This is a genomic window from Pseudomonas nicosulfuronedens, from assembly GCF_005877905.1.
Lineage (GTDB): Bacteria > Pseudomonadota > Gammaproteobacteria > Pseudomonadales > Pseudomonadaceae > Pseudomonas > Pseudomonas nicosulfuronedens.
Window position 1 is genome coordinate 41,761 of record NZ_SWDV01000036.1, and the last position, 18,337, is coordinate 60,097.

Genomic DNA, 18,337 nt, shown 5'->3' on the forward strand with positions numbered 1-18,337 from the left:
TACAGGGTGGCGGGCATGATAGCGGAAAGCTTCCGGCGCGGCCCGAGGCGTTGCCGGATCAGCTGTCACAAGAAGTGATAGAGGCTGTGGGACTGCGCCTACGAGTCTCGGTTCCCATGGCGCCGCTGCGTCAATCGGCCGCGTGCTGGCCGAAGGCTGCCAGCAGGTCGCCGACGAAGGCCTGTTCGGCGTCGCCGGGGTGGCGGCCGCGGTGGCGGGTCAGGCTGAAGGCGACGTCGAAGCCCAACTCGCCCGCCAGCAATTCGCGTAGCTGGCCACGTTCGATCCAGGGCTGGGCGACATGTCGGGGCAAGTAGCCGATGTGCGCGCCGGAGAGGATGAACGCCAGGCTACCGTCCACCTGTTCGCAGCGTGCGCTGCTACGGCTGGTCTGCAACGGCTCGTCGGCGGCGATGAAGCGGTAGGGATGCAACACCTGGTCGGCGTCGGCCAGGGAATCGCGGGTTGGTTTCTTTTCCTTGAATGCCGGATGGCCAGCCCCGCAGTACAGCCCCTGCGGCTCGATGAAGAGGGTGGTGTGCTGCAGCGCCGCCTGGGTGCCGGCGAAATAACCCACCGCCAGGTGCAGGCGATCCTGCAACAGCAGGCGCTCCAGTTCGGCGGGTGTGGCGGTGAGCAGGTCCAGGGTGACTGCCTCGTTGCGCTGGCGAAAGCGCCGGATGGCATCGGACAGCTGCTCCAGAACACTCTCTTCCAGGCTTTCCGAAAGGCCGATTCGTACTTCGCCGAGCAGCTTGTCGGCTACGCCACGGGCCTCATCGCGGAAGTCCTCGATGGAGAGGAACAGTCGCCGCGTTGCCTGCAGCAGGTGCTCGCCCTTGGGCGTCAGGCGGAAGCCGCCCTTGCCGCGCTCGCACAGGCGGTAGCCCAGGCGCGTCTCCAGCTTGGCCATCTGGATGCTGATGCTTGGCTGGCTCAAGCCCAGCTCGCCCTGTGCCGCGCTGAAGCCTCCGCACTCCACCACCGTGACGAAGAGGCGCAGCAACTGCAGGTCGAGGTCGCGCAACTGGCTGAGCATGGTGGGCTCCAAACATTGTCAGGGTGAAATGCCAAAGTAATTAACTTTGTATTTTTACAAAGTAAAGCCCGCCCCATGCTCGTCGCATAACCACAACAACCCTGAGGCGATGATCATGCGTGTGTTCTTCCGGGCGACCCTCGCGGCACTGGCCGTGTCGCTGGCCGTGCCCCTGCAGGCGCAGGAGCGGGTGCTCAACCTCTACAACTGGGCGGACTACGTCGGCGCGGACGCGCTGCAGCGGTTCCAGAAGGAAACCGGCATCCGGGTCAAGTACGACACCTTCGACAGTGCCGAGGTGCTCGACAGCAAGCTGATGACCGGCCGCAGCGGCTATGACGTCGTCTTCCCCGCCAGTAGCGGGCTGGCCCGCGCGATTCAGGCCAAGGCCGTGCAGCCGGTGGACGATGCGCAACTGAAGAACTTCCCCAACCTCGATCCGGAACTGCTGGCCAAACTCGCCGCCATCGATCCGGGCAATCGCTTCGGTGTGCCTTATACGTGGGGCACCGTGGGCCTGGCGATCAACAAGGACGAAGTGCTCAAGCGCATCCCCGATGCGCCGCTGGACAGCCTCGACCTGCTGTTCAAACCCGAATACGCCAGTCGCCTGGCCGACTGTGGCATCTCGCTGATCGACTCGCCCCAGGAGGTCATCAGCGTCGCGCTCAACTACCTCGGCAAGTCGCCCTACAGCACCGAGCCGTCCGACCTCGCCCAGGTCCGTGAACTGCTGGGCAAGCTGCAACCCAACGTGCGCTACATCGCCAGCGGCAAGCACATCAATGACCTGGCCAATGGTTCGCTGTGCGTCGCCCTGACCTACACCGGCGACGCGCTGATGGGCGCAGCGCAGGCCAAGCAGGCGAACAAGCCGTTCGAGGTGATCTACCGGATTCCCAGAGAAGGCACGCTGATCTGGTTCGACACCATGGCCATCCCGGTGGACGCTCCGCACCCGCAGGAAGCTCGTGCTTTCATCGACTTCATGCTGCGTCCGGACTCCATCGCCGAGCTGACCAACACCCTGTACTTCGCCAACGCCAACCTGAGGGCGACGCCGCTGCTCAACGCTGACGTGGCCAGCGACCCGGACATCTACCCGCCGGCGGCCATGCGCCAGAAGCTGTTCGGCGAGCAGCTGCTGACCCTCAAGCAACAGCGCGACCGTACCCGGCTCTGGTCGGCGTTCCGTACCCGTAGCTGACCTGGAACCTCTCGTAGGGCGCATAACGCGCCAGCGTTATCCGCCGAGCTGAAACGGGGCTGGCGGATAACCTGTTCCAGGTTATGCGCCCTACGTTGTAGAGCGCTCCGAACACCGTGATCACCTGATAACTAAAAAGAGGACGCCATGGATCTCGCAAACGACAACGACCAGGCCATAACCCGCGACAGCCTTTACGGCACCGCTGCCGAATCCACCTACGCCGGCGTCACCAGCTTCATGCGTCGCCGCTACAGCCGCGACCTGCGCGGCGTCGACCTGGTGGTCAGCGGCGTGCCCTTCGACACGGCCACCACCAATCGCCCCGGCAGCCGCTTCGGACCGCGTGCGATCCGCGCCGCCTCGGTGCAGATGGCCTGGGCCCGGCACTTCCCCTGGGAGTTCGATCCCTTCGACCACCTGGCCGTGATCGACTACGGCGACTGCTCCTTCGACCACGGCGTACCGCAGGAAACCCCGGAGGTCATCGAGGCCCACGCCGCGCGCATCCTCGATGCCGGCTGCGCGCTGCTGACCCTGGGCGGTGATCACTTCATCAGCTACCCGCTGCTCAAGGCCCACGCGAAGCAACACGGGCCGCTGTCGCTGATCCACTTCGACGCCCACAGCGATACGTGGCCGGACGAGGACTGCCAGCGCATCGACCATGGCACCATGTTCTACCACGCCGCCCGCGAGGGGCTGGTCGACCCGGCGCGCTCGGTGCAGGTCGGACTGCGCACCACCAACGACGACGTCATGGGTTTCCAGGTACTCGATGCCCGCGAGGTGCACCGCAACACACCGCAGGCCATCGCCGAACGCATCCGCGCGCGGGTCGGCGACAACCCGGTGTACCTGACCTTCGACATCGACTGCCTCGACCCGGCCTTCGCACCGGGTACCGGCACACCGGTCTGCGGCGGGCTGAGTTCGCACCAGGCGCTGGAAATCCTCCGCGCGCTGCGCGGTATCAACCTGGTGGGGATGGACGTGGTGGAAGTCGCGCCGCCCTACGACAGCGCCGAGATCACCGCCCTGGCCGGCGCGACCCTGGCGATGGAGATGGTTTGCCTGTACGCGGCGCGGCACAAGCTCGGCGAGCGTTAACAGCCCGCGTCCGCAATCACGGGGAAACCCGGATGTAGGATGGTGTGGAGCGCAGCGATACCCATCGATCCTGCGACACAGCATGGGTATCGCTGCGCTCCACCCATCCTGCGAGTGCCTTGTTTCAGACCCGGAACGCTCTAACGGCGGTGTGCAATGCCCCGCCCAACTCCTGCAACTGCTCGCCCTGGCTACGCCCCTGGCCGATCAGGCGCAGGTTCTGGCTGCCCAGTTCGTGGATGCGTTCGCTGTGGGAGCGGATTTCGCTGACCGCGCCGCTCTGCTGCGCGGAGCTCTCGGCAATGCGCTCGGCCATGCTGGCGATGGTGCGGATGGCGCCGACCACCTCGTCCAATGCGCCCTCGGCGGCGCCAGCCTGGTTGGCGGTGACTTCCGCGTGCTCGACCTGACTGCGCATCGCCTCCACCGACTGCCGCGCGGCCTGCTGCAGGCGCGCGGTGAGTTGCTGAATTTCCTCGGTGGCGCCGGCCGTGCGCAGGGCCAGTGAACGGACCTCTTCGGCGACCACGGCAAAGCCACGGCCTTGCTCACCGGCTCGTGCGGCCTCGATGGCGGCGTTCAGCGCCAGCAGGTTGGTCTGGTCGGCGATGGAGCGGATCACTCCCAGCACATTGCCGATGGTGGCCGACTCTTCCGCCAGGTTCTCGATGGCCTGGGCATTGCTCTGCACTTCGTCCACCAGCGCGCGCATGCCGCTCAAGCTGTTGCCAATCACCTGCTGGCCCTGCTCGACGGCCGTGCCGGCGGCGTGGCTGGCCGAAGCGGCCTGGCTGGCATCGCCGGCCACCTGCTGGATCGCCGCTTCCATATTGCCCAGCGCGTCGCGGATTTCCCCGGTGTCGCTGGCCTGGCGTTCTGCACCGGCGTGCAGGCCGCCGCTCAGTTCGGCCAGGGCGCGGCTGCTGCCGGCCACTTCCTCGGCGCGCTGGTGAATGGTGCCGACCAGGGTGCCGAGAAAGTCGCGCAGGCGATTCAGGGATTCCTGCAGCTCCACCAGGTCCCGGGTACGGGTATTCAGCGCAATGGGGTTGGCGAAGTCGCCGCGCGCCCAGGTCGAGAGCGCCGGAACCAGTAGGCCGAGCACGCGCGCCAGGCGACGCTGCAGGGTGTCGATGAGTAGCGCGGTGGCGAGGATCAGGGCGATCAGCGCACCCTGGATGATGCGCACCTGCGCCTGGATCTTCGAGCGTTCCTCGCGCACCTGCGGCTCCAGGGTCGCCAGTGCCTGCTGCACGGCGCCCACGCGCTGGGCAGTGGCGTTGGCCAGCTGCTGGCGCTGGGCGATCAGCTGGCGGGTGCGATCGAGTTCGTCCGGATAGCGGCGCAACACGCTGGCGAGGTCGCGCTTGAGGGTGACGCCACGGTCCTCGCTCTGTGCCTCGGCGGCCGGCTGGGATTCCAGGCCCATCATCGAAGCGAAGTCGTCGGAGGCGGAGGCCTGTTGTTCCAGTACGCCGAGCAGCGGCAGGGCATCGATGCGTTCGGCCAGTTGGCGCAGGGATTCCAGCTCGCGCTGGATATCCTCGGCCAGCGCCGGGTTGCCGCTTTCCACCAGCTTGGCGCGGGCGTGGGCCAGACGCGTCAGGTGCAGGCCGGCCTGCAGCAGCGGGGTGCGGTATTCGGCGGCGGCGGGGTTCTGGCTGGCATCGGTATAGGCGCCGAGCTGGTCCAGCGCGGCCAGCAGGTCGCGTTCGGCCTGCAGCAGCAGGCCCTGCGGATCACCGGCCAGCTTGCCGGCGGCGAGTAGCTGGTTGCCGCTGAACTGGTGCAGTTCCTCGAGGCTCTGGCCAAGCAGCTGGCTGAGGCTGTCCGGCAGTCGTGGCAGCTCCTGGGCCAGTTCGTCCAGCCCTTGCTGGGCAGCTTTCTGCTTGAGCGCGTCGCCGCTGGCGAGGTACGCCTGGATGTTCTGCGCGACCTTGCGCTCGAAGCCCTGGGAGAGTTCCAGGTAGCGGTCCATCAACGTGAAGGGGCGCTCCAGCGCGCGTTGCGACCACCACAGGGTGGCGCCCAGCGCGAGACAGACGAGCAGGAGCAGGAAGGTGTTGAGGTTGGTGAGCAGCTTGAGGCGCATGGCAGGTCTCGACCGACAGCGAAAAAACGGCGAGCCCTGAACCTATTGCAGTTTCGTTACTGGCTGATGACACGGTGCCATCATTCGGTCGGAAAATGGCGCGGCAGAGCGCCGCGCCAGACCGGGACGGGGGTTACCTGTAGACCTCGACGCGGTTGCGGCCGCCGTGCTTGGCGGTGTACAGCGCCTCGTCGGCCTGCTTGGCGAGGGTCTTGATGTCCATCTCCGGCCCCAGCTCGGCGATCCCGCAGCTGAAGGTGCAGGAGAGGTCGTGGGGCTGCGCGGGGTAGTGGATCTCGGCGAAACGCTGGCGGATTTCCTCCAGCACCTTGCGCGCGGAGTCGGCGTCGGTGTCCGGCAGCACCACGGCGAACTCTTCGCCGCCGTAACGGCCGATGTGATCGGTCTTGCGCAGGCGCTGCTTGAGGAACAGTGCCAGACTCTTGATCACCCGGTCGCCCATAGGGTGACCGTAGGTGTCGTTGACCCGCTTGAAGTGGTCGATGTCGAGCATCGCGAAGGTCAGCGGGCGCTCTTCGCGGCGGGCGCGGAAGCGGGCGTCGTCGAGCAGTTGCAGGGTATGGGTGTGGTTGTACAGGCCGGTGAGGCTGTCGCGCACCATACGCGCCTTCAGGCTTCGCGCGCGGGCAGCGCGGTTGCGCACGGTGGCGATCAGGTGGCGCGGCTTGATCGGCTTGGTGAGGAAGTCATCGCCGCCTTCGCTCATGGCGTCGAGCTGCTTGTCCAGGTCGTCCTCGGCGGACAGGTAGATGATCGGCACACTGACATAGCGCTCGTGCTGGCGGATCACCTTGGCCAGCTCGGTGCCCAGGCATTCGGGCATGTACATGTCGAGGATGATCAGGTCCGGCTGGAACTCGGCCAGCTCGGCCATCACCGACAGCGGCGCGGTGAGCGCGCGGGTGACGATGCCGGCGCTGTTGAGGACCATCTCGGTGTGCGCGGCCTGGGCGCGGGAATCGTCGACGATCAGCACGCGGAACGGCTCGTAATGGGCCACACGGGTGAGCGTCTCGATCTTCTCCAGCAGGCCGGAGGCGTCCAGTGCACCGCTGAAGAAATCCTGGCCACCGGCGCGGGCAGCGGCCAGGCGGGTCGGGGTGTCGGTTTCCTCGTGGCTGAAGAACAGTACCGGCAGCTTCTGCTTGAGGCCGGCCTGGGCCTCGTCGGCCAGCGCGAGGCCCTGGCCACCGGCGAAGTCGATTTCCATCACGATGGCCGCCGGATGGCGGTCAGCCATGGCGGCGCGGAAGGCGTTGGCATGCTCGCAGGGCTGCGCGGCCATGCCGAAGAATTCCAGCTGCTGGGCCAGGCGTTCGGCGCGCTCGAGGTCTTGCAGGGCGAGGTAGACGGGCTTGCGCAGCGGCGGCAGGTGGGTCTGCTCAAACTGGTCACCATGACGCAGGCCCGTACGCGACAGGCGCTGCATCAGGCGATTGAGTTCGGTGATCAGTTCGCTGGAGAGGCGCCCGCGGTTGTCCTGAACGGCGCGCAGACACTGGTCGATGGCCTTGGCCAGGTCCGCATGCTCGGCCTGCTCGAAGCGTTCGGCGTAGCGCTGCAGGCGCAGGCAGGCCTCGGCCAGCTCGGCCGTGCCGGTACTGTTCCACTCCGAGCGCGACAAACGCTGCCAGACTTCCAGCAGGTGACGGGCCTGGTGGATCACCCGCTGGGCGAAGTGATGCTTGAGGCGGTCGAGGGATGGATCGTCGAGCTCGGTCATCGCGCGCTTCTTTATAGGGCCGTACCGGCGGCCTGCGGGGCGAACATGTTTCCGCCGTGATACACACTGATGGCCCTATGCTACCAATCCTTGATGGCAATAACAGTGCCTTCGGTCAAACATCTCAAGCTTTGTAATTCGCACCATTACCTAGCACCATGCGCAGGGTAGGCTGCGCTGACGTGCCTGCGTGCGGCATGCTTGCGCAGCGAGGCCTAAAATCGCGGCACCCTGGGGCCGGTTGCGGGTCCAAGCTATCTTCGAATTCGGGACATCAAGGAACTTGCCATGTGGAACTGGAAGAAACGCGGCTCCGTACGTGATCGCGTGAACGACTCGGTGGACGACGCGCGCGCCTACTTCGGCGGCCCCTGGCTGGGCCGTGTGCTCGGTGGTCTGCTGGGCGTCTACCTGGTGATCTGCGGCGCGATCGGCTGGTACTGGAGCCAGGAGCCGGACCTCTTCCCCGTGCAGCAGAACGCCCAGGCCGCCGCCGAGCGTGCCGGCCGACAGATGGTGGTGGGCTACACCACGGTGGAAACCCTCAAGGAAGTGGTCGCCACGCTGCTCAACAAGCCAGGCGGTTACCTGTCCAACGACATCTTCCCGCCGGGTGTCTGGCTGGACAACATGCCCAGCTGGGAATACGGCGCCCTGGTCCAGGTGCGCGACCTGTCCCGCGCGCTGCGCAAGGACTTCGCCCGTTCCCAGTCGCAGTCCACCGAGGACGCCGACCTGGCGCGCGCCGAGCCGCGCTTCAACTTCGACAACAAGAGCTGGGCGCTGCCGTCCTCCGAGTCGGAGTACGCCGAGGGCATCAAGTCCCTGGACCGCTACCTCGGCCGTCTTTCCGCCGATCCGGCCGGCGCGCAGTTCTATGCCCGCGCCGACAGCCTGAACAACTGGCTGGGTGACGTCTCCACCCGTCTGGGCTCGCTGTCCCAGCGCCTCTCGGCCAGTGTCGGCCGGGTCAAGCTGAACACCAACATCACGCCGATGCAGCCGGTCACCCCGGGCCAGGCGCCGGAAGTCGAGGAAGTGATCCAGGAAACCCCCTGGATGCAGATCGACAACGTGTTCTACGAAGCCCGCGGCCAGGCCTGGGCGCTGTCGCACATCCTGCGCGCCATCGAGGTGGACTTCGCCGACGTGCTGGCGAAGAAGAACGCCACCGTCAGCGTGCGCCAGATCATCCGCGAGCTGGAGGCCGCCGAGGCGCCGCTGTGGAGCCCGATGGTCCTCAACGGCAGCGGTTTCGGCGTGCTGGCCAACCACTCGCTGGTGATGGCCAACTACATCTCCCGCGCCAACGCCGCGATCATCGACCTGCGCCAGCTGCTGGCCCAGGGCTGATCGATGGAAGGCATCAGCCAGAAGGAAGCCGCCCATCGGGCGGCTTCGGACGCCGAGAAGATCGCCTGGGTCGACGACGACGATCAGTTGCTGGGCAGCCTGCCACGCGCTGAGCTGCGCGCGCGTGGGTTGATCGGGCGGGGCACCTTTATCCTGCTGTTCAATTCCGCCGGTGAGCTGTGCGTGCATCGGCGTACCCTGAGCAAGGCGGTCTACCCCGGCTACTGGGACCCGGCCGCCGGCGGCATGGTGCAAGCGGACGAGAGCTACGCCGAGTCCGCCGCCCGCGAGCTGGAAGAAGAGCTGGGCATCGCGGGCGTCGAACTGCGCGCCCATGGCACCTTCTTCTTCGACCAGCCGGACAATCGATTGTGGTGCGCGGTGTTCTCCGCGGTTTCCGATGCACCGCTGAGGTTGCAGCCGGAGGAAGTGCTGGAAGCGAAATTCATCGACCCGCACCAGGCGCTGGCCGAGGCCAAGGCAGGCACGCCTTACTGCCCGGATTCACTGGCGGCGTTGCGCAAGTACCTGGTCAGCTTCTGACCCCGGCCTCGGGCTGGGCAGCTCTTCTGTAGGAGCGAGCTTGCTCGCGAACCGACTCCGCAGCGGGCCCGTTCGCGAGCAAGCTCGCTCCTACAACCGCCCTGCCGCGCAGGCATGTCGCCAATGTGCCGATCAATGACGCATTTTCGCTCTTAGCATTTGCCTTCAATGCTGCTAAATTGCGCGACCTTTCCGGCAGGGTCCTCCGCCGGGAATTGCGCAGCCCCTGCCTGAGTGGGGCGTCGCGGTCGGCACCCGCCGGCCATTCGTTGACCTGGCCCGAAGAGGCCAATCCTGGGGAAACGCCCGGTGGTCAAGAAAGCATCCTCCCTGTCCGCCCTCGGCGGGCTCGTCTACTCCACTGATACCGGCCGGCACTGCCCGGACTGCAATCAGCCCATTGGCGCGTGCATCTGCAAGCAGGCCGAGATTCCGGCCGGCGATGGCATCGCTCGTGTGCGTCGTGAAACCAAGGGCCGCGGTGGCAAGACCGTGACCACGGTGACTGGCGTGCCGCTGGCGGCCGATGCGCTGAAGGACCTGGCTACCGCGCTGAAGAAGCGCTGCGGCACGGGTGGCGCGTTGAAGGACGGCATCATCGAAATCCAGGGCGACCACGTCGACCTGCTGCTCGAAGAGCTGACCAAGCGCGGCCTCAAGGCGAAGAAATCCGGCGGCTGAGCCGCCCTGCTGCTTGTCTGAAGGGGCAAGCGACTCTCCCCTGTCGAGAACGGGTTCCAGGCGATGTGCCCCGCACATGGCCGGCAAGCCCTTTCCCTAGATGGGAGATTTATCGGTGCGTCCTGGGCGCGTCGTCGGATTTTCCTAAACTTACCGCCAACCACGGCGGTCAACACGGCAACGTCATCAGGCCCGGCTAGGTTTACACCACCAGGCCTTGACGACTCACCCGCACGCCGGGCGGGCGCCTGCATACATTCGCGCAATTTGAGGAGACCACCACGCATGGCCGCTAGACGGACCCGCAAAGACGACGGCAGCAACTGGACCGTGGCAGACAGCCGCAGCATCTACGGAATTCGCCACTGGGGCGCGGGCTATTACGCCATCAACGACGCCGGTAACGTGGAAGTTCGCCCGCAGGGCGCCGATGCCCAGCCGATCGATCTGCACGGGCTGGTCGAGCAGCTGCGTGAAGCGGGCCTGTCGATGCCGCTGCTGGTGCGCTTCCCGGACATCCTTCAGGACCGCGTGCGTAAGCTCACCGGCGCCTTCGATGCCAACATCGCGCGCCTGGAATACGGCAGCCGCTACACCGCGCTGTACCCGATCAAGGTGAACCAGCAGGAAGCGGTGGTGGAAAGCATCATCGCCACCCAGAACGTCTCCATCGGCCTGGAAGCCGGTTCCAAGCCCGAGCTGATGGCCGTGCTGGCCCTGGCGCCCAAGGGCGGCACCATCGTTTGCAACGGTTACAAGGACCGCGAGTTCATCAAGCTGGCGCTGATGGGGCAGAAGCTCGGCCACAACGTGTTCATCGTGATCGAGAAGGAATCCGAGGTGCAGCTGGTGATCGAGGAAGCCGCCGTGATCGGCGTGCTGCCCCAGGTCGGTTTGCGCGTGCGCCTGTCCTCGCTGGCGTCCTCCAAGTGGGCCGATACCGGTGGCGAGAAGGCCAAGTTCGGCCTGTCCGCCGCGCAACTGCTGTCGGTGGTCGAGCGCTTCCGCGCTGCCGGCCTGGACCAGGGCGTGCGCCTGCTGCACTTCCACATGGGCTCGCAGATCGCCAACCTGGCCGACTACCAGCACGGCTTCAAGGAAGCCATCCGCTACTACGGCGAACTGCGCGCCCTCGGCCTGCCGGTGGACCACGTGGACGTCGGTGGCGGCCTGGGCGTGGACTACGACGGCACCCACTCGCGCAACGCCAGCTCGATCAACTACGACATCGACGACTACGCCGGTGTCGTGGTCGGCATGCTCAAGGAATTCTGCGACGCGCAGGGCCTGCCGCATCCGCATATCTTCTCCGAGAGTGGCCGCGCGCTGACCGCGCACCACGCGGTGCTGATCACCCAGGTCACCGACGTCGAGCGCCACAACGACGAAGTACCGAAGATCACCGACCTCGCCGAACAGCCGGAGATCGTCCAGTGGCTGGCCGACCTGCTCGGCCCGACCGACGCCGAGATGGTCACCGAGACCTACTGGCGCGCGACCCACTACATGAGCGACGCCGCCGCGCAGTACGCCGAGGGCAAGATCAGCCTCGCGCAGAAGGCCCTGGCCGAGCAGTGCTACTTCGCCATCTGCCGTCGCCTGCACAACCAGCTCAAGGCGCATCAGCGTTCGCACCGCCAGGTGCTCGACGAGCTGAACGACAAACTGGCCGACAAGTACATCTGCAACTTCTCGGTGTTCCAGAGCCTGCCCGACACCTGGGCCATCGGCCAGGTGCTGCCGATCCTGCCGATCCACCGCCTGGGCGAGGAACCGACCCGCCGCGCGGTACTGCAGGACCTGACCTGCGACTCCGACGGCAAGATCACCCAGTACGTCGACGAGCAGAGCATCGAGACCAGCATGCCGGTGCACGACGTGAAGGAAGGCGAGGACTACCTGATCGGCACCTTCCTGGTCGGCGCTTACCAGGAGATCCTCGGCGACATGCACAACCTGTTCGGCGACACCGACTCGGTGAACGTCTACCAGAACGCTGACGGCAGCTACTACCACGCCGGCATCGAGACCCACGACACCATCGAGGACATGCTGCGCTACGTGCACCTGTCGCCCGAGGAGCTGATGACCCACTACCGCGACAAGGTGGCCGGGGCCAAGCTCACCGTGCGCGAGCGTACCCAGTACCTCGATGCGCTGCGCCTGGGGCTGACGCGTTCGGCTTACCTGTCGTCCTGATGGGCTGGCGGTTCGGGTAAGTGAAAAGCCCCGCTTCGGCGGGGCTTTTCTTTGCCTGCAAATCACCAATGCCGTAGGCCCGTTGTAGAAGCGAGCTTGCTCGCGAACCGACGCCTGCAGCGGGGCCCTTTCGCGAGCAAGCTCGCTCCTACAGTCGAATCCTGTCAGGTGTCGCGTAATTCGAAGGTCGGGAACAGTGCATGCAGCTCCCGCCAGAGATCAGATGCGCCATGAGGAGACGGCGTGGCGATCAGCTCAGGATCGAGCTGCCGCTCGCTGCGGGCCAGTTGCACCACGAAGTTATCCACACCGGTCTCGCGCAGGCGCAAAGCCAGCCGTCGCAATCGCTGCAGATCGAACAACTGCCAATGCACTGTCGTCCTGCACTCGTGCTCCACACCGCTCGCCAGCAACAGTTCCAGGCTGCGCCAGTTGGCCAGCCCACTGCGTTTCACGCCGGTCGTGGCGTCCACGTCCTCGGCCAATCCCTTCACGTCGAAGCCGACCCAGTCGGCATGGGGCAGCGCGCGGGCGAAAGCCTCCGGGCGGATGCCGGCGCTGTGCAGCCCGGCGCGAAAACCCATCGCGCGTACGCTGGCCATGGCTTGCGGCAAAGCGCCCTGCAGCGTTGCCTCGCCGCCGCTGAATACCACCGCCTGCAGCAGGCCCTGGCGTCGCCGGAGGAACGCGAGGATGTCGTCCCAGTGGATTTCGTGCTCGCCCCTCGGCGCAATCAGCTCCGGGTTGTGGCAGTAGCGGCAGCGCCACGCGCAGCCCTGGCAGAACAACACGCAGGCGAGCAATCCGGGATAGTCCAAGGTGGTCAGGGGCACCAGGCCCCCGACCCTGAGCGTACTGTTCATCGCGTCTCGCGGAAGTGACGGCGCTCGCGGTGCTCGGATTGCTTGCCGGCGTTGAATGCCGTCACCGGGCGGTGATAGCCCATTACGCGGGTCCACACCTCGCAGCGCTGGCGCTGGCTTTCGGGTAATTGGTTGGCGGTCATCGGTGGTGCTCCTTTTTGCGTGGATGAAAGTTGAAGTGGAAATCAGCGGGCACAACAGCTCCTGGTGTCGGCTTTTTGCAGTGCGGCTTCGTCGCACCGCGGGCAGAACTCGTGTTCGCCGGCGAGGTAGCCGTGGACCGGGCAGATGGAGAAAGTCGGAGTCACTGTCAGGTAGGGCAGGCGGAAGCGCCCGAGAGCGGTGCGCACCAGGGTCTTGCAGGCCTCGGCGCTGGAGATGCGTTCGGCCATGTACAGGTGCAGCACCGTGCCGCCGGTGTATTTGCACTGCAGGGCGTCCTGCAGTTCCAGGGCCTCGAACGGATCGTCGGTGAGACCCACCGGCAACTGCGAAGAGTTGGTGTAGTAGGGCGCATCCGGCGTGCCGGCCTGGAGGATGTCCGGGTGGCGCTTCTGGTCCTCACGGGCGAAGCGGTAGGTGGTGCCTTCGGCTGGCGTGGCTTCCAGGTTGTAGAGGTGCCCGCTGTCTTCCTGGAAGCGCACCAGCCGCGCCCGTACATGGTCCAGCAGCTCCAGCGCCATCTGCCGGCCGACCTCGGTGTGCAGGCCTTCGCGGTCATCGGTGAAGTTGCGCAGCATCTCGTGCAGGCCGTTCACGCCGATGGTGGAGAAGTGGTTGCGCAGGGTGCCCAGGTAGCGCTGGGTGTAGGGGTACAGCCCGGCGTCCATGTGCTGCTGGATGACCTTGCGCTTGACCTCCAGACTGTCGAAGGCCAGCTCCAGCAGATAGTCGAGTTGCGCGTAGAGGGCGGCAGCGTCGCCGCGATGACGGTAGCCCAGGCGTGCGCAGTTGAGGGTCACCACGCCCAGCGAGCCGGTCTGCTCCGCCGAGCCGAACAGCCCGTTGCCGCGCTTGAGCAGTTCGCGCACATCCAACTGCAGGCGGCAGCACATGGAGCGCACCTGGTTGGGCTGCATGTCCGAGTTGAGGAAGTTCTGGAAGTACGGCAGGCCGTAGCGCGCGGTCATCTCGAAGAGGCGCGTGGCGTTGTCGCTGTCCCAGGGGAAGTCGTGGGTGATGTTGTACGTCGGGATCGGGAAGGTGAACACCCGGCCGTGAGCGTCGCCGGCCTGCATCACCTCGATGTAGGCGCGGTTGATCAGGTCCATCTCGCTTTGCAGATCGCCATAGGCGAAGGGCATTTCCACGCCGCCGATATAGGGAATCTGTTCGCGCAGGTCCTCCGGGCAGACCCAGTCGAAGGTCAGGTTGGTGAAGGGCGTCTGGGTGCCCCAGCGCGACGGCACGTTGAGGTTGTAGATGAACTCCTGCAGCGCCTGGCGCACCTGTTGATAACTCAGGTTGTCCTGGCGCACGTAAGGCGCGAGGTAGGTGTCGAACGAGCTGAAGGCCTGGGCGCCGGCCCACTCGTTCTGCAGGGTGCCGAGGAAATTGACCATCTGCCCCAGGGCGCTGGAGAGGTGCTTCGGCGGCCCGGCCTCGACCCGTCCCGGCACGCCGTTCAGGCCTTCGCTGAGCAAGGTGCGCAACGACCAGCCGGCGCAGTAGCCGGCGAGCATGTCCAGATCGTGGATGTGCAGGTCGGCCTCGCGGTGGGCGATGGCGATGCCCTCGCTGTACACCTCGTCCAGCCAGTAGTTGGCGGTGACCTTGCCGGACACGTTGAGAATCAGCCCGCCCAGGGAATAGCCCTGGTTGGCGTTGGCGCGCACCCGCCAGTCTTCCCGCGAGAGGTATTCGTTCATTGACGCGGCGACGTCCACCAGCGTCTTGCGCTCGCGGCGCAGGCGGCCGTGGCGTTCGCGGTAGACAATGTAGGCGCGCGCGGTGGGGTAGTGGCCGGCTTCCATCAGAGCGCGCTCGACCACGTCCTGCACCTGCTCCACGTCCAGGTCGTTTTGTGCCGGCAGGCGGGCCACTACGCGACGGGTCAGCTCCTGCGCATGGGGCGCGGTGAATTCGCCGCTGGCCTCGCCGGCGGCGGCAATGGCTCGTTCGATCTTGCTCGAGTCGAAGGCGGCGGAGCTGCCGTTACGCTTGCGCAGGCTGGTGGGAAGAGGGGCGGTCCGTGTCGGAGGCATTGGCTTGATTCCACAACATGCTGTGTCTCGATGTATTCGAGACAACAAGATGTTGTGGGAATCTAACGGCTTCGTCCGTAGGAAAATTGACCTCGGTCAACGTCACCTGTCAGTCAATTTTTGCCATCGGAGGTATTGACCGCCCCGCACTCCAGAATCAGCCGAGCAAGAGCGCCAGTCGCTCTGCCTGGGGCCCGGCAAGACCTCACGGTGACGCTGGCTGTGGTCGTCATCGGTCGGGTCGCGAGCAAGCTCGCTCCTACGCAGGGCGCGCCGGCGCCGGCCTTGTAGGAGCGAGCTTGCTCGCGAACGGGAAGGCGCGCTGAGCGCGGGGAAACTTCAGGTCAGCAACGGCGCCAGCCGCTCTGCCAGGCGCCCGGAGAACTGCTCGTCGGTGACATTGGTGAAGCTCATGATCAGTGCCGGCTCGCGCCTGGCCTCCACGCACCAGGCGTTCAGCGCTTGCAGACCGAGGCCCTCGGCGTGGGCGCGGCGGGCGACGGCGAGGTCGTCCTGGTCCAGCGCACCGATCAAGTGCAGCCCGCCGGGCGTGTCGGCGAAGCGCAGGCGTTCGCCCAGGCGCTCTTCCAGCGCCTTGCGCAGCCACTGGCGGCGCTGGGCATAGAGCGCGCGGGTGCGCTTGAGGTGACGGGCGAAATGGCCCTCCTGCATGAAATCGCAGAGGGTCGCCTGCAGCAGTTCCGCGCAGCCGGAGGAGAACACCTGCTGCGCACGTACGAAGTCTTCCACCAACCCCGCCGGTACGACGAGGTAGCCCAGGCGCAGGGCAGGATAGAGCACCTTGCTGAAGGTGCCGGTGTAGAGCACGCGGCCGGCGCGGTCTAGGCTTTTCAGCGCTGGCAGCGGGAAGCCGGCGTAGCGGTACTCGCTGTCGTAGTCGTCCTCGACTATCCACGCGCCGCTGCTGGCGGCCCAGTCCAGCAGGGCCAGACGGCGCGGCAGGCTGAGGGCGACGCCGGTGGGACTCTGCTGCGACGGGGTGACCAGCGCGAAGCGAGCATCCGGCGCACGGGCGATACCGTCCTCCACGCGCAGGCCATCGGCGTCCACCGCGACCGGCACTGGCACGCCGCCGGCCCGGCGCAGCAGTTCACGGCCGCGCGGGTAGCCGGGGTCTTCGTGCCAGTAGCGTTGGCCGGGTTCGAGCAGGGTGCGGCTGATCAGGTCCAGTGCACCCTGGTAACCCGCGCAGATGAATACCTGTGCAGGGTCGCAGGCGATGCCACGGGAGATTCCCAGGTAGCCGGCGACCGCCTCGCGCAGCGGCCCGTAACCGCAAGGCTCCGGGTAAGCCAGCATGGACGCGCTCTGCTGTCGCAGACGCCGCGCGCACAGCCGCGACCAGAGCGCGCGGGGGAAGGCGTCCAGCGCCGGCACGCCGAGCTGGAACGGCCGCAGGGTCGGACCGTGGGCGATCAGGCCGGGCAGGGCGCGTTCGACGGTATCCGGCGCAACGAGCACGGGCGGTGCAGCGGCGGTGCGCCCCGCCAGTTGCGGCGATACCACGGTGCCCGCCGGTCCGCGTGCCAGCAGGTAGCCCTCGCTGGTCAGCAACTGATAGGCCAGCTCCACCGTGCCGCGCGCCACGCCCAGCTCTCCGGCGAGCCCACGCACCGGTGGCACGCGCTCGCCGGGGCGCAGCGCGCCACGGGTAATGGCATCGCGGATGCGCTCGTAAAGCTGGCGATAGATCGGCAGCTCGTGGCTCGGGTCCAGCGGCTGGCGGAAGGAATCGAGGGGCGAGGTCATGGCCTATCCAGGGTGGGGATGATTCCGGAAGACGACTATGCCATGACCGATATCAAGTCGTCCTGGCGGCCGCGATGCAGGATCAGCGTCTAGGCTTGCAGGCAGTGTTGAAAAGCGGGCGCCGCGACTCCATCTGTTAGGACAGAACCCGCTTTTTCCACCTGTTCGCCTCGCAGTGCGCGCAGCGGCTCCGACTGCCCGCGCGAATCCCCCGTGTCCCAGGCGCCGACAGGTCCAACGCATGTGAGGAGTGACCGTTACCGATGGAATTCAAGGACTATTACGCGGCGCTCGGGGTCGAACCCGATGCCGACGACAAGGCGATCAAGACCGCCTACCGCAAGCTGGCGCGCAAGTACCATCCGGACGTCAGCAAGGAGCCGGACGCCGAGGCGAAGTTCAAGGACGTCTCCGAGGCCTACGAGGTGCTGAAAAGCCCGGAGAAGCGTGCCGAGTACGACGAACTGCGCAAGTACGGCTCGCAAGGACCGCAGTTCGAGGCGCCGCCCGGCTGGCAGCCACGCGGTGGTTTCGACGGCCCGTCGCCGGGGCACGAACAGGACTTCAGCGACTTCTTCGAGCAGATATTCGGTGGCCGTGCCGGTGGCGCTCACGCTGGCTTCGGCGGTGCGCGCCAGCCGCAGGCCCATCGTGGCCGGGACGTGGAGATGGAAGTCCCGCTGTTCCTCGAGGAAACCCTCTCAGGCGACAGCCGGCCGATCAGCTTCAGCCTGCCCAGCTACGACGAGTACGGCCGCAAGCTGCCTCCGCAGAGCAAGACGCTGAACGTGAAGATTCCCGTGGGCACCGCCGACGGCGAACGCATCCGCCTCAAGGGGCAGGGTGCGCCGGGTATCAACGGCGGGCCGGCGGGTGATCTGTACCTGGCGATTCGCCTGGTTCCGCACCCGGTCTTCGATGTCGATGGCCGCGACCTGGTCGTTACCGTGCCGGTGGCGCCCTGGGAAGCTGCGCTCGGCGCCAAGGTGGAAGTACCCACGCTGAGCGGGCGGATCAACCTCGGCATCCCGGCCAACAGCCAGGCCGGCCAGCGCCTGCGCATCAAGGGTAAGGGCCTGCCGAACAAGGGCGAGGCCTTCGCCGGCGATCTGTATGCCGTGCTCAAGGTGGTAATGCCGAAGACGGCGGACGAGGCGACCCGCAAACTCTGGGAAGAACTGGCTGCCAAGGCGGCCTTCGACCCCCGTGCCGATTGGGGTAAACGCGCATGACGACGACAGTGATGGTGGTGGACCTCGACGAGCTCTGCCAGTCGGTGAACCTCCCCCGCGACGTGCTCGTCGAGATCGTCGAGGTGGGTATCGTGGAGCCCCGCGAACAACGCGCAGGGCATTGGGTCTTCGATTACCAGGCGGTCAGCGTGGTGCGTCGCGCGGTGCGCTTGCGCCGAGAGTTCGAGCTCGACTGGCCGGGCATCGCCCTGGCGCTGCGCCTGCTGGACGAAGTGGACGAGTTGCGTGCGGAGAACCGCTACCTGCGCCAGCGCCTGGCACGGTTGCTGGAGGATTAGC

12 protein-coding genes and 2 pseudogenes are annotated in these 18,337 nt (G+C 66.4%); 8 read left to right on the forward strand and 6 right to left on the reverse strand.

Annotated features, from left to right (window positions below):
• Positions 1-130 precede the first annotated feature (130 nt).
• Positions 131-1,039 carry a LysR family transcriptional regulator gene (locus FAS41_RS23535; protein ID WP_138525811.1) on the reverse strand — a complete coding sequence of 303 codons (909 nt, stop codon included), beginning with the start codon at positions 1,037-1,039 and terminating at the stop codon, positions 131-133.
• Between the two features lie 115 nt (positions 1,040-1,154).
• Here FAS41_RS23535 and FAS41_RS23540 point away from each other — a divergent pair, with 115 nt between their 5' ends.
• The gene (locus FAS41_RS23540; protein WP_171049543.1) at positions 1,155-2,246 is read left to right on the forward strand and encodes a polyamine ABC transporter substrate-binding protein; all 1,092 of its coding nucleotides are present in this window, start codon (positions 1,155-1,157) and stop codon (positions 2,244-2,246) included.
• A gap of 147 nt (positions 2,247-2,393) precedes the next feature.
• Positions 2,394-3,356: an agmatinase gene (gene speB / locus FAS41_RS23545; RefSeq protein ID WP_138525813.1), complete on the forward strand. Its 963-nt coding sequence runs from the start codon at positions 2,394-2,396 to the stop codon at positions 3,354-3,356.
• Positions 3,357-3,480: 124 nt separating this feature from the next.
• On the opposite strand, the pseudogene FAS41_RS31530 reads toward speB, so the two are convergent.
• Together FAS41_RS31530 and FAS41_RS23555 are read right to left on the reverse strand one after the other, a co-directional pair.
• Positions 3,481-3,996 (reverse strand): annotated as a pseudogene (locus FAS41_RS31530) (methyl-accepting chemotaxis protein); the annotation flags it as partial.
• A gap of 1,585 nt (positions 3,997-5,581) precedes the next feature.
• Positions 5,582-7,192: a GGDEF domain-containing response regulator gene (locus tag FAS41_RS23555; RefSeq protein WP_138525815.1), complete on the reverse strand. Its 1,611-nt coding sequence runs from the start codon at positions 7,190-7,192 to the stop codon at positions 5,582-5,584.
• A gap of 288 nt (positions 7,193-7,480) precedes the next feature.
• On the opposite strand from FAS41_RS23555, the gene FAS41_RS23560 reads away from it, so the two are divergent.
• The 4 genes from FAS41_RS23560 to speA all read left to right on the forward strand — a co-directional run bounded on the left by FAS41_RS23560 (position 7,481) and on the right by speA (position 11,968).
• Positions 7,481-8,545 (forward strand): DUF2333 family protein, encoded by a 1,065-nt coding sequence (locus FAS41_RS23560; protein WP_045216423.1) that lies wholly within the window; start codon positions 7,481-7,483, stop codon positions 8,543-8,545.
• A 3-nt stretch (positions 8,546-8,548) separates the two neighbouring features.
• On the forward strand, positions 8,549-9,088 hold the full coding sequence (locus FAS41_RS23565; protein WP_138525816.1) for an NUDIX hydrolase: 540 nt from the start codon (positions 8,549-8,551) through the stop codon (positions 9,086-9,088).
• 309 nt (positions 9,089-9,397) lie between these two features.
• Positions 9,398-9,769: a translation initiation factor Sui1 gene (locus FAS41_RS23570; protein ID WP_138525817.1), complete on the forward strand. Its 372-nt coding sequence runs from the start codon at positions 9,398-9,400 to the stop codon at positions 9,767-9,769.
• Between the two features lie 285 nt (positions 9,770-10,054).
• The gene (gene speA, locus FAS41_RS23575) at positions 10,055-11,968 is read left to right on the forward strand and encodes an arginine decarboxylase (RefSeq protein WP_138525818.1); all 1,914 of its coding nucleotides are present in this window, start codon (positions 10,055-10,057) and stop codon (positions 11,966-11,968) included.
• Between the two features lie 164 nt (positions 11,969-12,132).
• On the opposite strand, the gene FAS41_RS23580 is transcribed toward speA, so the two are convergent.
• The 3 genes and pseudogenes from FAS41_RS23580 to pdxR all read right to left on the reverse strand — a co-directional run bounded on the left by FAS41_RS23580 (position 12,133) and on the right by pdxR (position 16,805).
• Positions 12,133-12,831: an anaerobic ribonucleoside-triphosphate reductase activating protein gene (locus tag FAS41_RS23580; RefSeq protein ID WP_138525819.1), complete on the reverse strand. Its 699-nt coding sequence runs from the start codon at positions 12,829-12,831 to the stop codon at positions 12,133-12,135.
• A pseudogene (locus tag FAS41_RS23590) lies at positions 12,828-15,035 on the reverse strand (ribonucleoside triphosphate reductase). The gene FAS41_RS23580 and the pseudogene FAS41_RS23590 overlap by 4 nt, the downstream one beginning before the upstream one ends.
• Positions 15,036-15,374: 339 nt before the next feature.
• A complete protein-coding gene (pdxR, locus tag FAS41_RS23595; RefSeq protein ID WP_138525821.1) occupies positions 15,375-16,805 on the reverse strand; it encodes a MocR-like pyridoxine biosynthesis transcription factor PdxR in 1,431 nt (476 codons plus the stop codon).
• A gap of 263 nt (positions 16,806-17,068) precedes the next feature.
• On the opposite strand from pdxR, the gene cbpA reads away from it, so the two are divergent.
• On the forward strand, positions 17,069-18,037 hold the full coding sequence (gene cbpA, locus FAS41_RS23600; protein ID WP_138525822.1) for a curved DNA-binding protein: 969 nt from the start codon (positions 17,069-17,071) through the stop codon (positions 18,035-18,037).
• The gene (locus FAS41_RS23605; RefSeq protein ID WP_225594885.1) at positions 18,034-18,336 is read left to right on the forward strand and encodes a chaperone modulator CbpM; all 303 of its coding nucleotides are present in this window, start codon (positions 18,034-18,036) and stop codon (positions 18,334-18,336) included. The genes cbpA and FAS41_RS23605 overlap by 4 nt, the downstream gene beginning before the upstream one ends.
• Position 18,337: the final 1 nt, after the last annotated feature.